Below are 15,707 nucleotides of genomic sequence, written 5' to 3'. Positions count from 1 at the left end.
AACTTTAACCTTGTTTAATCGTCTTATATGTATATTTAGACATAGGAGGGATACATCAATGTATATTATTCAAAAGAAAACCGCCTCTCGTCTCGTAGCAACAAGTATGGCAGTGGCTCTTCTCGCATCGCCAGTCTCTTCCATTCTGTCGGGGCCCGAGCATGTCGCTGCCGCTGCGCCTGTTGTGGGCAAGTCCACCTTGAACCTGAAACCGATTTGGACGAAGACGTTGGGAGAACCAAGTCGGCTCAACACCCAAGCAACATTAATTAAGAATAATTTATACTTTACAGTGGGTAAGAAATATGTTGCCTTTGACGCGTTGGCAGGCAAAACCCGTTGGACGTATCCCGCCGAAGCCGTCTCACAGACCGTAAAGGATGATAAGTCGGTATGGTTTACAGATGCGACAGGCCGGCTAATTAAGCTGAATGCCGCTACCGGTAAGCTGCAGTGGAAAGTTAAAACACAATCCCAGCCAGGAAAGAAAGAAAGCTACGTGAGCCTCAGCTTGCATGAAGCCGACGGGGTTATCTATGTTGGGGATGAATATGGGCTGACGGCTTACAACGCATCAAGCGGTAAGGTGAAGTGGAAATTGAAGGGCAGCAACCATGGGTACAATCTACTCCAAACGGGAAATATCCTTGTCGCATCCACCACCATCAATGGCGCTTTGACCACTAGTGGGTTACAAGGAATCGACGCCAAGACAGGCAAAGTAAAATGGAAACTGACCGATGGAGACCATCGGGACATTCTCTTCTCGAATGGCAAGTCGTTCTATACGCGTGATGTAACCGAAGGCATCGATGCCGGATATGCAGCCAATATCGATGAAATTAATCTGAACAACGGAAAAATAATGGCTACCCATTCCTACATACCCGTGGATTTCGTGGAAGCTCAGAGTGCATCCGATGTCGTTTCAGATGGAAACTACTTCTATGTGATTGAAAAGTATGATGAGAATCAAAAGAAAGCTGTTGTTTCCCGCTTTCCGATGGATAGCCGATCCAAGTCCGAGCCGGACAAAACCTACGTGTTTGAAGCGGGGGTGTCCGAATGGTCCCTCGGGGAGAATGGCATCGCCTATATAAGGCTGGAGAATGGCAATCTGTTAACACTGGATACGGACACCGGACGAACGCTGGCCTCCGTTCATTACAAAGGCGTTTCATTGCCGACCCTCATTGGCCAAGACGTGCTTGTCGTTCAGCATGGCGGACACATCAGCGGTGTGAAGAAAGCAGCTGCTTCCCGGTCACGCGAATAGGCTTCATTTCAACTAATAATATCAAGAAAGCGCCGATTCCTTCTCGATAGGTGAAGGGACCGGCGTTTAATCTTTAACGTTTAGGAACACTTTTTTAAGGAGGAACCATGTCGGAAGTAACCATCCTTATGGTGGACGATGAAATCGCGATCAATAAACTGATGGAAATCTATGTGAAAAATGAAGGCTTTACGCTTCTCTACGCTCATAGCGGCCAAGAGGCTCTAGAAATTATTAGGGTTCAAAAGGTGGATCAGATCATTTTAGATGTTCTGATGCCGCGCACTAGAGCTGATCGCCCACGTCACGGTGCATATCCGCAAGCTGCGTGAGAAGATTGAGAATGATCCCAAAACATCCGGAATATATCAGAACGGTTTGGGGTATCGGTCACAAACTCGAATAAAACAAGCCAGTATGCGATCTTATGCTGCATCCAAACGTGGTTTTTACGTGGGGATTTTCTGCAAAGGTATCTTAAATTCCAACTCCGGGATATTCTCTTTAACAAAATTCCCTTGATCATCCACTACACTGTTGCCGTTGGCATCCACTTTGTACTTCAACGTTTTTACGACCAGATACTTTGCACTCTCAGAAATCGGTCCATTCAGATAATCTTGAACTTTTTTGTAATGGTTTGGTGATGGGTTATTATCAACCCAGCCAAGGGCACTTACAAATTCCAGTTCATTCCCTTTGTCATCATAAAATTCATACTCCAATACCGGTGTATCCTGGTCGTTAAGGTAAGCATCCGGAATCGAGCCTTCATTCTGAGCAGTGATTTGAATGAGTGTAGTTGCCGGAGATACGGTAACTTTGTTAACGGTAAGTGCAAGGTGATCATGCACTTTCGTCAATCCAGGAGTGTATACGGTAGTATGGCTTGTATCTTTTTTGACAGGAACATCGATCTGGAACGGTTTATGAATCCCTGCAATTTGCATTGTCAAAGACAACATGAATTCGTTGGGCAGTGCCACGCCATGATCCACAGTATTGTTATTCGCAAATGTTAAAATCATTGAATCCTCGTCAGGACCGGTGCCCATCGTATATCCGATACTTCGTTTGAATGCATCGGGCTCACTTTCACCCGGATTCAGAGGTTTGCCGTCTACCGTAATGGTTGTTTCGTTACGTAAAAATGTTCTAGAAACAGATTCCCAACAGCATGCGCATCGCCGTAAACCTTAAGCTTAAACGATGGGCTGTGCAGCATGTTGAACTATATGACCGGTTTGAAAATGAAAGACCCAAAGTTTACATTAAGTATAAATAATAGAAGAGACATTATGAGCTTTTGGATGCAAAAAGATCAACACTAAAAGCTGTATTGAATATACGGTTCTTTACAAAACTACATAGTCATATTACACTAATAAAGTGAAGTAGATCGCTGTCAACCAAAACGTTTCATTGCAGCACGGTCTGATAATAACATCACAATAAAACGAATGCGGAAGGAAAACCAAAAACGTGGAAGTAACTAATAACATCATATCTTTCGATGCCCTAACTAATTTTCGGGACATCGGAGGGCATCAAACAATGGATGGAAAACGAATAAAAACTGGAATCCTATTTCGTTCCGATGAGTTATCACGTATGACCACACGTGATATCGAACTCGTGAATGAATTGCGTCTGAAGTTAATATGTGATTTGAGAACAGTAAGAGAACAAGAGTCTAAAAAGAGTCGAATGCTTAATCGGGGGATTGAGGTTAAATCTCTATCCATTCAGGATAAGAGCCAGGAGTTCACCCATTTTGAACTCATGAAACTTCTTGTTAGCAACTCTGAGAAGTTGAACTTTGAACAAATGATGAAAGATATGTATTATCATATGGCTTTCAGTAGCAAGGATAAAATTAAGGAGATCTTTTGCCTGCTGTCCGATGCGGGGAATGTCCCAGCCTTGATCCATTGTACTGGAGGGAAGGACCGTACAGGTTTTGTCACGGCTATAATTCAATTATTTCTGGGGGTACATTATGAGTCCGTAATGATGGATTACTTGTATTCCAACGAACGAATGGGTCCTAAAATGAAAAAAATAGAGAAATTCATTCGATTAATGAGCCTGTACAAAATTCCAACAGAACGCATTAAGCCTATGTTGGAAGTGCGCCGTGACTATTTGGAAGAAGTACTAAATGAGATTATGAAACAGTATGGTAGTATTGAACAGTATTTGTTAAAGGGATGTTGCATTCCTCAGAGCTGCCTCGAGTCCTTAAAGCAAAATCTACTCGATGGACTAGAGCATTAAATATGTAATCAGCAGCGCAATTTGGGGGCAAGATTTATTTCAAATTGGACAACAACGGCAGGATTGTCGAAATTTATACAAAATAACAGTATATACAAGTTTCTGTGGAGTAATACATGTTACCTATTGTTACCGCATGCTTTTAATCTGTTATTTCTGTAGCTGGGTTATCACTATCCCAAGGACACAACAGGCAACCTCCTAAGGTATGCCTGTTGTGTTTTTTGAATGTGTTGAGGCTTTGAATAATTTGATTGTATGCGCGGACCGGTACCATCCTTCCTAAAAATAAATTTAGCTAACTGTCCAATAAATATATTGATTAGTATCCCGGAAATAATCTCGATGACGCCAACCAAATGCATAAAATTCATGATGAGCTCCTTTTATCCGACTATACCGGAAATTGGTTATCCAAAGCCTTCTCTGTAGAGGTTGTATTGACTGATGATTGTCCGAACAAATTACCCAAGATAAAAATTAAGGCCATCGGAAGTAATATGAGCTTGAAATAGAAAACTTTTGATCTGGACAAAAGCTTGGTATCCAGCATCATGAATCGAAACCATTGGTGCACAGAAATTCCTCCTCTAATCTCTTAAAGATTTGCCTGTCAAATGTAAAAATACATGCTCCAGGTTTACTTCCTCATATTGAAAGGAGGAGAGGTGTATACCAAGATTTCGAAGGCTGTCTAAAATGTGGATAGCGTTTCCTTCATTGGGATCGATCCATAAGGTCAATTCTTTGTTTTGTACCGCGATTTTTTTGACTCCAGCAAAACGACTTACCTTATCCCACTCATCATTTTTTGTAGGTTGATAAACAATTTTAAGCGTATCCAAAGCTCCTGAATTTTGCTTAAGGTCTTTCAGAGTGCTGTAGGTAATGAGTTCGCCATAATCTATAATGGCTACCCGGTCGCATAGAAATTCAACTTCTTCCATGTAATGGCTGGTATAAATTACAGTTTTCCCTTGATATCTGCTCAAGTTTTTGACGGTCTCTAGAATGTGATTTCTTGACTGGGGATCAATCCCTACAGTTGGTTCATCCAAAACTAGCAATTTTGGGTTGTGCATCAAGGCAATGCCAATGTTGATCCTTCTCTTCATTCCTCCAGAGAATCGTGATTTTACCATCCAGCGTGTGGTTGAAATGATAAAAGGATCTAAAGTTTCGAAAAAGAATCCCCTTGAAGTAGCGCACTAACGCTGCTTTAAGGGGATTCTTTTTATCCATCCTCAATCGATCGATGATCATGCTCATGTCTAATGACATAAAAGCACCTCATTTTGACGGAATTACTCAACAGGTCGAAATTACCATCTATAACTTGAATCGACTGTGCAGATAACTAAACTTGGGGAAAACAAAAAGGAGGGATTTTACATGAAAAAAGCAGCGATTTTTGCCTTGTCAACTTGTTTGTTCCTTTCAGCTTCGGCAATGACTGCATCTGCAGCACCAGTGGAAAGTCATCAGCACAAAGTGCATGTTAAAGAACACGAAGCTAAAGAACACAAACTGCATGCGAAAGAACACAAAACGAAAGCGAAAGAACACAAAATGCGAGCTAAAAGCAAAGCACATAAAGTGCACACCAAGAGCATTAGACCAAAAGCACTACCGAAAACAGGTTATGGCGGCGTGAGCGAATAAGATCAAGATCGAAAAGAGGAAAATTAGGTTTTCCTCTTTTCTTTTAACGAAGGATGATACTAATGAATGATAAACGCAAATTAACACTCATAGTATTTATGACTCTTCCTGTTTTGTTATTCTCAGGTTGTCAAGATCATGCGTCGAAGTCTTCTGAAATGAAGAATACAGCACAGCCCCCCTTGCGTCAAACCGAGTCGCCTTATTCCAGGGAAATTTCCGAGGGGAAAGCAGAACCAAGTGTCCCCGTGAAAAATTCAAAGCAGCAAGACGAAGAGAACATAATAAATGAAGATGAAGAATCTGTATTTATAAAACCAAACCAAGTGTGGGTTCCATCGGTTGGTATAAAGGCCCCTGTTCAACCCGTAGGACTGTTAGAAAACGGGCAGATGGAAGCTCCCGTATCAAGCAAGGTTGCTGGCGTGTTTGTAGATGGCATTTTGCCTGGACAAAAGGGAAATGCTATTTTGGCAGGGCATGTTGACAATTACACGGGTCCCGCTGTTTTTTACCCACTTAAAAAGATAAAACCTGGGGAACCTGTGGTGTTATCAGACAATGAAGGAAATTACCTCGTCTTCAAGGTCGTGGCCGTAGAATCTTACCCTACAGCTGAGGCACCTATCGAAAAAATATTCGGCGATACTGATATGGAGCAGTTAAATTTAATTACTTGTACAGGAAAGTACAACCGAGTAAAGGGCGAGCATGAGAAGAGGCTAGTCGTTTATACGCGGTTGTTAAAATAATAATACTACGAAGGGAAATCGGGAGAGAAAATGACAAAAACTGTTTATTTCAGTATATACACAGCAATAGTATTGCTCTTCGGAAGTTCACACATCACCAACACTAATCATTCAGAAGATGAGATAAAAAGGTATTTACATGAGTTATTTGCTGTTCGTTCAAATTTTTTAGTGAATAAAAAGGCGAATATGATGAGTTACTATGATCAAGCTTATAGTTCAAGCCGTAATGCATATCGAGTAGAAGAAAAAAGAAAGACCTATCTAAATACATGGGGAGTTTATAGAGGAATTCATTTTACAGATTCTCAAAGTGATATTCGTGTTACCCGAATTCAAATGGAAGGGGATACAGCGAAAGTGTCATTAGCTCATTCCCAAAAATTAAGCTACATATATGTAGATAAAATCTTGCCTACCCAATCTTTTGGTATTGGTACTTGGCATGCTATTACTTTGAAAAAAAAGAATGGAAATTGGATTGTGTTTAAAGAGTGGTATCTTGATCCTCTAGAAGAAAACCCCAAATTAATTGGAGGGACTTCAGGAGGCACTGTGAATTTTCCTCTTCACAATGAAATTATAAAGGATGGAAAAAAATACAAAAGAAAGAAAGCCGTTGAATATGCTAATAAATATGCAGGTACTGCTTGGGGGGCAGGCAATAATGGGCGGTACAATCCAAAATATTTGAATTATAACGTTAAAGGTGGAGACTGCACGAATTTTGCCTCTCAGGTGGTTGGTGATCAGGAGGAGGGTGGAGGTCTCAAGATGATGGGACCTTGGCGTTATCGCTATGCTGGAGGCGGGAGCCGAACTTGGGTTCAGACGGATGCCTTTAAGAACTTTATTTTGCACTCCGGTTATGGAAAAGTCATTGCAACCGGATATTTCTCTGAACTTATAAAACCAACAAGCAAACATCCGGATACCGCTTTTGCAAAACTGTTACCGGGTGATTTAATTGCTCATGTTGTAGACAATGACGTAGACCATTTTTCAGTAGTAACCGGATTTGACGCCAACGGCTATCCTCTGGTTAATTCGCATACTGCGGATCGTTATCGAGCGCCTTTTGATTTGGGCTGGGATAAACATACCAAATATATTTTAATTCACATCAACGATTAGTACATGTACTGGCATTCTAGATAAAAATTTTGCACCATTCATATCGCATTCTCCATGGTCATAGGATGATACGGACAAGTCTTATGCAGTGGAGGAAAATGATGAGCTCTTCTTTCATCAAACAAACGGTATTCCGAATATGTGCAATTTTGATGGTAAAAGCAATCGGCTTAATCGGCAGAGTCTCACTAACAAGACTTATTGGTGCGGAGGGGATTGGGCTTTTTCAGATTGCTTACTCTTATTTTGGATTAGGATTAATGCTGCTAACCGGCGGATTACCAACTGCATTAGCCTTGTATACTGCGAAGCATCCCTCACAAGGCTGGATATGGTTCAAGATTTTTTCTATTTATTTAATCATTATAGGGGGATGCGCAGCTACTCTTACTTTTTATTATTCAGCTACGGTAGCAAGGTTTCTTGGCAACGAGCAGCTTCATTATTTCATTCACTTTCTGGCCCCGGCCTTTTTTACAGTTCCCTTATTAAGTCTACTTCGTGGTTATTTACAAGGCATCGAATTATACAATGTAATTGCTGTCTCCGAAATCATTGAACAAGCAGTTCGAGTGTTGTTCATGCTAGCTATCGTTTTTCTTTTCCTCCCTCAAGGTCCTGCATTTGCAACCGGTAACAGCATGTTGAGTACATCACTTGGTGCGATTTCTGCCTTTTTAGTATTAATTTCATATTACCTATATGTGAATCGACAAGGTAATCAAGCACCAATCCGTTATTCAGATATTAAATTCCAAAAGAGATTAAAATGGTTTATACACAGTTCTTTCATTATATCCATTACCCGATTGCTAATTCCGCTTTCTGATGTTTTGGACGCTATTATAATCCCTAACAGACTTCAAGTTGCGGGTTATTCATCTGCAGAAGCAACAGCAATGTTTGGAGTTCTTACAGGTATGGCTGCACTTGTAGCCTATATGCCCACCCTGGTCACTGCCGCGCTTTCACATACATTAACCATGAGAATGGTAGCAGATTGGCAGGCAAGAAACTATGAACGCTTTCATCTTCGTACTAGATTAGCACTGAAGGTATCCTGGATATGGGGCTGGATATCGAGTCTGTTTCTTTATGTCTATAATAAGGAAATTTCACTTGTTTTATTTGGCACAATTGAGGCGGCAGGACCCATTCAATTTTTATTTATCGTTCCATTGCTTGTGGGTTTACGTGAAGTAAGCACAAGCATACTTTGGGTCCAAGAGTATAAAAAAGTACCGTTAATTGGTCTAATTAGTGGAATAAGTATTTCATTAATCGTTCATTACTTTCTTGTTGCAAAACCCGGGCTAAATTACATCGGGGCAGCAGTGGGTATCCTCACTTTGGAGTTCATTGCAGTATGCTGTAATTTACTTGCTATGATCCCTATGATGAAGAGGATAAAATGTCGCCGATTGATAATCGATGCGCTAGTCCTAATATTCATAATGTTTTTTGTTAATCATTATACTCATCATGCAGAATCTGAAATAATACAGACCGTTATCGGAATGATCATTTATATCGGCTGCAGTTTAATTTATGCTGTCATTCGTTTTAGGTCTGATACCTAACTGGATTTGCATGATTTTGAAGTTGAAATAGTCCAGTTTGTCCCACAAGGGAGTAGTATTAGTTCTAAAACATAGGTAAGACATATACACTGAAAGTGAAGAATGTAAACCTTCCAACATAGTGGCACATTCTTCACTTTCACATGGTTCTGATTGGGTATGTGCAAAGAACCCCTGCAGTATTATTCTGCAGGGTTCTTTGTATTGTGTTACCAACACCTTGTTTCCGGCGTGTCTAAATAACAATTCGCCGTGTCAACTTTATAAAATTTTGAATAATTTGAATCATAACGTTGAAAAGGAGAGGCACTCATGGGTGAAGTTGGTTGCGAAAGAGCTTGCTTTTATTCATCCTCCACTTCCTTATAAGCACGTTGTTTTTTTTTGCGTTTACCTAATTGCTTCGCTATGGTATAGCCGATAAGATATGCAGCAGAAGAGGTGTTTCCATCGACTGTAAATGGAACTATGGACGCATCTGCAACGACCAAATCTTGAACCCCATGCACATTTCCTCTACGGTCAACGACTCCTCCTTTCGATAAAGGAGCCATACGCAGAAAGCCTTGCTGATGGTGATTATGATCGAAATTTTCCTTAATAAATTCTTCAAGCCTGTCATCATCATCAATCACATCGAATGTTGGGGATAGTAGCTGATACGAAGAATCAATCTTTTCCAACTCTAGGGCAATGTCTCTGATATACGTTCGATAAATTCTTTTTACAGCCTCCATGTCGTCTGGATTGGAGAGAAATCCTTCGTCTGCCAATACGATATTTAGCGGATCTTTGCTCTGTAAGCGGATCGTCCCTTTGCTCTTTGGTTGCAAGTACAAAATCGCTATTGTCAATTCTTCTTCGGATCCGATACCAACGAGTTGAACCGCCCGTTCATCCGGGTTGATACCAGATGGATCTGGCAAGAAGGCTCCTCCCGTATAAAGTGCATTTGGATCTAGGGAAGGGAGAGGGCGATCTTCTGAATTGGTAGCAAATACAGCGGAATTTAGCGTATGGTTTTTTAACCTTTGCCCTACGTTTGGGTTATCGAAGATGACAGGGATTCCAGCCTTTTTCAATATTTTAGCGGATCCAATTCCAGACAACATTAACAACTGAGGGCTATTTATCCCTGCAGATATAATAACTTTTTTACGGGAATACGCACGGATGCATTTGCCATCCTTCAAATACTCAACGCCAACGGCACGTTTACCGGAGAAGAGAATACGGAGAGCCGTTGTCCGAAACCTTACAGTTAATTTTCGGTTATTAACACCACGACCTGCTGGCGTCATAATATCCGGTGACAGGAAGGCAGTGGAAGAGCTCTCCCTACGACCATCAGGTTGTTGATATAATTGCCAACGGGTGAACGGTCCCAGAGGAGTATCCGGATCATTATAGTCAAGAATGATGGGAAAACCCGATGCTCGCTCGATCGCAGATGTCAGCTTGTTTGCCATCGGTGTTGGAGTTTCAGGAGCTTGCCTAATGTTGATTCTTCCTCGATACCCCCGAGCTTCGAAATTTGTAGTATCACCGTTATAATTTTCCAAAGCTTTGAATCGTCGGGTGGCTTTATCAGGTGACCATAGAGGTCCGAGCAGTCGTTCCCACTTTTGGAGCACGGCAGCTGTCGGTCGTACATATTGCTCTCCGTTTATTGAAGAGCCACCGCCCGAGAGCCGCCCCGTCGTCCATTCGAATGCGCGTCCATCAAGTCCTTCTTGGGGGCTGCCTTCTCCCTGCCAAAAGTAATTTGGAAAGAAACTTTCTTCAAGCTCAAGCGCAAAGGTCGAATCCTTGATCGGTTTGTCTTTGTCATGATTTCCACCGGATTCTAATACAAGCACGGAAGTTCGCATGTCATCAGTGAGTGACTTTGCGATAACGGCTCCTGCCGGGCCTGTGCCTACCACAATGTAATCATAGGTTAATTTTTTCTCCATTTACGCACTCCTTCTGGAAATGAACTAATTCAGAATATTAATTTGCTCTGACAAATGTGACTAATGCTGTTATCGGTCCATAGTGAAGGGATAATAGTTAATGAAATGGAGATCCAGCGTATAAAATTCCTTTTCGGAGTTTGTAACTGGGAGTGAACTTTTGGAAAATTCCGAGGAAATGGCTTATAAATTAAGCAAGGAAATGAAGAAAAACATTGAGAAGCTCATCCATAAATTTCAGCATCACCAAATTGACCCGGTAGGATTCGGTCTGTATGCAAGAGCATATCACTATCCTTTATACAAGGCGGCTCAGGATAACTGGGGCGAAGAACTCTCCCGAGCTCATTTTCAAGTAGAGGTCAACCTTCGGATCGGCGCGACTGGAGCAGTGGAATAAACTCACTCCAAAGAATCTTGATAGCCCGGCTAAAGGTCATTATTTCTCAGGGGGGATCTCTGGCGTATAACCAGAAAATCTCGTGGGTCCATTGGTTATAACGATGTTCTGATCGATCGAATCATCTTTCGTCTCGATTTTATCATCGGTCAGATCTGACCTCTGTCCCGATATAAGATTTGAGGCTTTCTTTCAGCGTTGTTACCGGACGGCCCAATAAATTTTCCAGGTCGCCAGAAGTTGAAGCCGTATCGATTTTTCTTAAAAAGCTAAATATCCAATGTTGCACCTCGTAGGTGGGACATAGGGATATCGGTTTGCCCGTTAGCTCTGAAAGAGTGGAGACCAAATCGTTGAAACTCCAAGCGGCTGGCGCAACAAGCTCATAAGTCTTATTCCAATGGTCCTCACCGGATATTACTCCCGCTATGGCGGCCGCCAGATCGTAGCGCGTAACAGCGTTGAATTTCCACGACCCTGGAGGGATGCAAAGATTCTCTGTTGACATGACTGTATTCAAATCCAGCGCTTCAATAAAGTCCATGTACAAACCACTGCGAAGAAAAGTATAAGGAATTCCGGTTGTGCGAATGGCATGCTCGGTAGCCAAATGCAAATGGGTCATTGAAATGTCGCTATGTTCAGGAAAGGCGAAACCGGTGTATAAAAAATGGCCAACGTTCGCTTTTTTTGCAGCTTCAACCACATGGGCATGCTGCCGCAAACGAAGGGTATCATCGGGATGGGGGCTAGAAATGAACAACAGCCGTGAGGCGCCGGCGAATGCCTCCTTCAAGGAGGCAGGTTCGTCGTAGTCGCAGAAACGGACCGCAATTCCCTGCTCCTCCAATGATGTTGCAGACTCCATATGGCGAACGCAAGCAATGATTTGATCAGGCTGAACATGGTGAAGAAGCTCTTTGATAATGAAACGGCCGAGCCGACCATTGGCTCCTGTAATTACGATAGACATCGAATGTCATCCTTTCCGTATTTGGTTAAGTCCTTAACTAAATGGGCGTAAAACACCGTTTATGCTTCTTTTAATTTTTGGAGAAGGCACAGAAGCTGCTTTAATTCAGGTTCAGTCAGCACGTTCATTTTGTCGGAAATCCGCTGCCTGTTCGCGGGCAGGTTGTGGATCAATAGACGCTGACCTTCGCTTGTAATGGTGATGACCGACTTTCGACCATCCCGGGGATGGGGTTCCCGGCGAATCAAGCCTTCATGTTCCAAGGGGGTAAGCAGAAGACTGATATTGGGTTTGGTTACACCGATTTTTTGTGCCAGCTTGGAAGGAAGCATGGTCCCTCCCTCTTTCATAAGCTCAACTAAAATTCGTATTCTGGCTCCGTTCAGCCCTTGCGCTTTCCAGTAGCTTTCGGATACGTCGACCAGTTTTGCCGTTGTTTCCACCAGTGTGAAGAAAGCCAGGGTAGGCAGCGGCAAATCGAGCACGTATTGTTGCAGGTCATTCAAAGTGATCACGCCTTTCATATAGTTAAGTGCTTAACTATATTTAATGTAATTCTAACTGGGGCGATTGTCAATCGACGAAATTCCCTAATCCGTCCGTTCCAGCTCTTCGAAATCCTTATTTAAGGGTTTCTGCGTTTTTTTGATTTCTCCACTTCATTTGTATTTTCCACCGCTCTGAATCCTCCATGCTGGAGGGATGTTTATGGATTCCACAAGTCTAACCCGGAAGAAAATCAAATTCACTGAAAATGAGACATTTACGGAACCCTTGCGTATTTTTACAATGATCAGCAAGTACGAACATAGGTCCATACTCGTTTCGTCCTGTAAGTTCATTGAGAGGAGGGGCGATCGTTTTTACCAAACGCATAGGTTAAACCATATTCGAAAGGGGAAGTTTGATGAAATTACGTATCGCGCCTTTCAAAACCCAGTTGATCATACTTACGATAACGCTATTAGGTTTGTCCTCGCTGCAACCGGCGCCTGTGGAAGCTCAATCGTCAATGAACAAACAATTCGGAAATCCTGTTTCCGTGGGGGCGCCAATTCAGCAGGTTGCCATTTTTGAAAGCGCTTATGGTCAAGAGGATGGTCGTGACGTCATGTATACCACGGTGAACGGAAAGCCGGCCATGTTAAACGTCATTGACCTCGTGGACAATAAACTGCTCCGGACGATCCCTCTTCCAGACGCAGACAGCTCATGGGCTAAAACCATTGCTCCAGATGGAACGCTATATATAGCAGGTCAATCCAAGGTGTACCGATATTCGCCCCAGACCAAAGAGCTTGATGATTTGGGGCCCGCGATTCCTGGCGAGACCTCCATTTGGGGACTGATCACGGATGAGCAAGGCAATGTATACGGTGGAACCTATCCAAACGCCAAAGTGTTTAAATTCGATTCTAAGTCGAACTTGTTCACGGATTACGGAACCATGGTAGAAGGGCAAGGGTATGTTCGTTCCATTGCATATGCGGATGGTATTGTGTATGCAGGTATCGGAACGATAGGCCATATCGTCAAGCTCGATCCGGTTACCGGGGATAAGGCGGAGCTGCCGATTCGGGACGTACCGGGCGTAAGCAGTCTCCCGTTTGTGTATGGCCTGGATGCCAGGGGGAATTACCTCTTCACTTACTTAAACGGCAATGGAACAACCGCATTGATTATATACGATATGGCGAGGGGCGTCTGGCTGGATGAGGTATACAGCGGATACGGCGGCCTGGATGTGTCGCCCGAACGCGAAGGAAAGGTGTATTTCGTCCAAAATCGGAAAGTTCAAGCCTTTGACATGACGACGCAGCAGGTCACGGATACGGGTATTGCCTATGGAACTGGTTTCCGCTCTGCCGGCTGGGTTCGTTTTCCGGATGATCCGGAGCTTCCCGGCGAGACCTTAGTGACGATCCAATTCGGAGGGAAGGCGGCACTGTTCAACTTCGAGTCCGGCATTCATAAGACCCTGCCTGCGGTTGCCGAAGGACAACCTACGCTTATACAGGCTTTGGAGAAGGGACCGGACGGCAAAATCTATACAAGCGGCATGACCTCCGCATTGGGAGGAGTCTTCGACCCCGTTACGCGTATTCATTCGACGTATCCGATGGGCCAAGCTGAAAGCATCGGCTCGCTCGGGAATGACGTATACTTTGGCATTTATCCCAAAGCGGAGATTCGCAAACTGGATACGACGCTTCCCGTTCAAACGGATCCGAACAAACCGAACCTCAATCCGGAATCCTTATTCTACATGGAGGAAGACCAGGATCGTCCTTATGTTCAGACTACCGGCGGAGGCAAAATCTACTTCGGGACTATCCCGTATTACGGAGAATTGGGCGGAGCGCTCGTTGCGTACGACCCGGCCTCGAATACGTTTGATGTTCATCGCCATGTTGTGCGGAACCAGAGCATTGTGGGCTTGGTTTATCGGGACGGCAAGATTTACGGCTCGACCAGCATCAAAGGTGGCCTCGGAATCGATCCAACCGAGTCGGAAGCGAAAATGTTTGTGTGGGATGCCGTTAGTGGAGAAAAGCTTAGCGAATTCACGCCTGATATTCCGGGCGCCATGAAATCCCCGATCATGATTAGCGGGCTGACCTTCGATAAAGACGGACTCCTCTGGGCAGCAGCAGACGGCATTCTGTTTGCGGTGGACCCTGGGACGCAGGAGGTCGTTAAAAGCAAGGTCATTTATCCAGGTGTCACCGACTATGGGATATGGAGGCCGATCCACCTCAGATGGGGGAACGATGGCCTGCTCTATACCGACCTCTACGGTCAATTGACAATATTGAATCCCGATACGATGGAGCATAAAGAACTGGGAATCCAATCTGCACTCTTTACCTTGGGGGATGACGAAAACATCTATTATGCGCAAGAAACCCGAATGTACATGATTCCCGTCTCCAATGTCGGAGAAGAAGATGCCGAGCCGCCAGTGACGGATATCGCAGTCACGCCAGATCAACCGGACGGAAAAAACGGTTGGTACGTGAACCCGTTGGAAGTTGCATTATCGGCCCGCGATGAAGGATCCGGCCTTGAATCCACGCAATATTCCTGGGATGAAAGTGTAAGCTGGATCAACTACGATGGTTCGCCATTGCAAGTGCTTGATAACGGTCGTCACGTGTTTACTTATCGATCCGTCGACAAAGCCGGCAATGAAGAACTCCCGCGAACGATCCAGTTGCATGTGGATCAAGAGGGACCCGTAATCCATTGGAAATCGGATATTCCCGAAGAAATCAGCAGTGCGCATGATTTGGAGCTAGCCTTTGAAGTTCAGGACGAATGGTCAGGCACAGATTCCGATCGTATTGCGGTAACTCTGGACGGTGAGCAAGTAAATCATAATTCCGCTCTTCTATTATTCGGTCTACCTCTTGGCGAGCATACGCTGACAATACGGGCAGCCGACTTGGCTGGTAACGAATCCGTTCAAGAGGTGAATTTCAAAATCGTCACTAGTTTCAACAGTCTGGAAGAGCTTGTATATCGATTTGCTGAACAGGGATGGATTGACAACCATGGTATTGCGAACAGCCTTGCTACGAAGGCCGCAAAAGGGAATATCACAGCCTTTATAAATCAAGTCCGCGCCCAAACGGGGAAGCATATTTCAACGGAAGCAGCAGCCTATTTGATTCGGGATGCATCGGCACTCCAGTAAC

Annotated in this window: 14 protein-coding genes and 1 pseudogene; 10 read left to right on the top strand and 5 right to left on the bottom strand. The window is 43.7% G+C overall.

Annotated features, from left to right (window positions below):
- Nucleotides 1–58 precede the first annotated feature (58 nt).
- From ABEW73_RS03165 to ABEW73_RS03155, 3 genes and pseudogenes are all read left to right on the top strand, one after another.
- The gene (locus tag ABEW73_RS03165) at nucleotides 59–1,276 is read left to right on the top strand and encodes a PQQ-binding-like beta-propeller repeat protein (RefSeq protein ID WP_430172211.1); all 1,218 of its coding nucleotides are present in this window, start codon (nucleotides 59–61) and stop codon (nucleotides 1,274–1,276) included.
- A gap of 107 nt (nucleotides 1,277–1,383) precedes the next feature.
- The gene (locus ABEW73_RS03160) at nucleotides 1,384–1,608 is read left to right on the top strand and encodes a response regulator (RefSeq protein ID WP_430172209.1); all 225 of its coding nucleotides are present in this window, start codon (nucleotides 1,384–1,386) and stop codon (nucleotides 1,606–1,608) included.
- Nucleotides 1,580–1,682, top strand: a pseudogene (locus ABEW73_RS03155) (winged helix-turn-helix domain-containing protein); the annotation flags it as partial. The gene ABEW73_RS03160 and the pseudogene ABEW73_RS03155, both read left to right, overlap by 29 nt.
- Before the next feature lie 43 nt (nucleotides 1,683–1,725).
- On the opposite strand, the gene ABEW73_RS03150 reads toward ABEW73_RS03155, so the two are convergent.
- Nucleotides 1,726–2,304 (bottom strand): DUF5643 domain-containing protein, encoded by a 579-nt coding sequence (locus ABEW73_RS03150; RefSeq protein WP_430172207.1) that lies wholly within the window; start codon nucleotides 2,302–2,304, stop codon nucleotides 1,726–1,728.
- Nucleotides 2,305–2,758: 454 nt separating this feature from the next.
- Here ABEW73_RS03150 and ABEW73_RS03145 point away from each other — a divergent pair, with 454 nt between their 5' ends.
- Nucleotides 2,759–3,553 (top strand): tyrosine-protein phosphatase, encoded by a 795-nt coding sequence (locus tag ABEW73_RS03145; RefSeq protein ID WP_430172205.1) that lies wholly within the window; start codon nucleotides 2,759–2,761, stop codon nucleotides 3,551–3,553.
- Between the two features lie 590 nt (nucleotides 3,554–4,143).
- Here ABEW73_RS03145 and ABEW73_RS03140 read toward each other — a convergent pair.
- Nucleotides 4,144–4,668 (bottom strand): AAA family ATPase, encoded by a 525-nt coding sequence (locus ABEW73_RS03140; protein ID WP_430206372.1) that lies wholly within the window; start codon nucleotides 4,666–4,668, stop codon nucleotides 4,144–4,146.
- Nucleotides 4,669–4,945: 277 nt separating this feature from the next.
- Here ABEW73_RS03140 and ABEW73_RS03135 point away from each other — a divergent pair, with 277 nt between their 5' ends.
- The 4 genes from ABEW73_RS03135 to ABEW73_RS03120 all read left to right on the top strand — a co-directional run bounded on the left by ABEW73_RS03135 (nucleotide 4,946) and on the right by ABEW73_RS03120 (nucleotide 8,681).
- Nucleotides 4,946–5,215 carry a hypothetical protein gene (locus tag ABEW73_RS03135; protein WP_430172203.1) on the top strand — a complete coding sequence of 90 codons (270 nt, stop codon included), beginning with the start codon at nucleotides 4,946–4,948 and terminating at the stop codon, nucleotides 5,213–5,215.
- A 62-nt stretch (nucleotides 5,216–5,277) separates the two neighbouring features.
- Nucleotides 5,278–5,967, top strand: coding sequence for a class F sortase (locus ABEW73_RS03130; protein ID WP_430172201.1), 690 nt, complete (start codon nucleotides 5,278–5,280; stop codon nucleotides 5,965–5,967).
- A 30-nt stretch (nucleotides 5,968–5,997) separates the two neighbouring features.
- A complete protein-coding gene (locus ABEW73_RS03125; protein ID WP_430172199.1) occupies nucleotides 5,998–7,101 on the top strand; it encodes an amidase domain-containing protein in 1,104 nt (367 codons plus the stop codon).
- Between the two features lie 101 nt (nucleotides 7,102–7,202).
- Entirely contained in the window at nucleotides 7,203–8,681 is a 1,479-nt protein-coding gene (locus ABEW73_RS03120; protein WP_430172197.1) for an oligosaccharide flippase family protein, read from the top strand.
- A 344-nt stretch (nucleotides 8,682–9,025) separates the two neighbouring features.
- Here ABEW73_RS03120 and ABEW73_RS03115 read toward each other — a convergent pair whose 3' ends face one another.
- Entirely contained in the window at nucleotides 9,026–10,636 is a 1,611-nt protein-coding gene (locus ABEW73_RS03115; RefSeq protein ID WP_430172195.1) for a GMC family oxidoreductase, read from the bottom strand.
- Between the two features lie 160 nt (nucleotides 10,637–10,796).
- On the opposite strand from ABEW73_RS03115, the gene ABEW73_RS03110 reads away from it, so the two are divergent.
- Nucleotides 10,797–11,036 (top strand): Ger(x)C family spore germination C-terminal domain-containing protein, encoded by a 240-nt coding sequence (locus ABEW73_RS03110; protein ID WP_430172193.1) that lies wholly within the window; start codon nucleotides 10,797–10,799, stop codon nucleotides 11,034–11,036.
- 142 nt (nucleotides 11,037–11,178) lie between these two features.
- On the opposite strand, the gene ABEW73_RS03105 is transcribed toward ABEW73_RS03110, so the two are convergent.
- Together ABEW73_RS03105 and ABEW73_RS03100 are read right to left on the bottom strand one after the other, a co-directional pair.
- Nucleotides 11,179–12,009 (bottom strand): NmrA family NAD(P)-binding protein, encoded by an 831-nt coding sequence (locus ABEW73_RS03105; RefSeq protein ID WP_430172191.1) that lies wholly within the window; start codon nucleotides 12,007–12,009, stop codon nucleotides 11,179–11,181.
- 59 nt (nucleotides 12,010–12,068) lie between these two features.
- Entirely contained in the window at nucleotides 12,069–12,533 is a 465-nt protein-coding gene (locus ABEW73_RS03100; protein WP_430172189.1) for a MarR family winged helix-turn-helix transcriptional regulator, read from the bottom strand.
- A gap of 383 nt (nucleotides 12,534–12,916) precedes the next feature.
- Between ABEW73_RS03100 and ABEW73_RS03095 the strand changes: the two genes are divergently transcribed.
- Nucleotides 12,917–15,706 carry an OmpL47-type beta-barrel domain-containing protein gene (locus ABEW73_RS03095; RefSeq protein WP_430172187.1) on the top strand — a complete coding sequence of 930 codons (2,790 nt, stop codon included), beginning with the start codon at nucleotides 12,917–12,919 and terminating at the stop codon, nucleotides 15,704–15,706.
- Nucleotide 15,707: the final 1 nt, after the last annotated feature.

The sequence above is a fragment of the Paenibacillus lautus genome (genome assembly GCF_050482385.1).
In the GTDB taxonomy this organism is placed as follows: Bacteria; Bacillota; Bacilli; order Paenibacillales; family Paenibacillaceae; genus Paenibacillus_AQ; species Paenibacillus_AQ lautus_B.
Note: the sequence above shows the minus strand (reverse complement) of the source record. Positions and strands in the feature narration are given on the sequence as shown.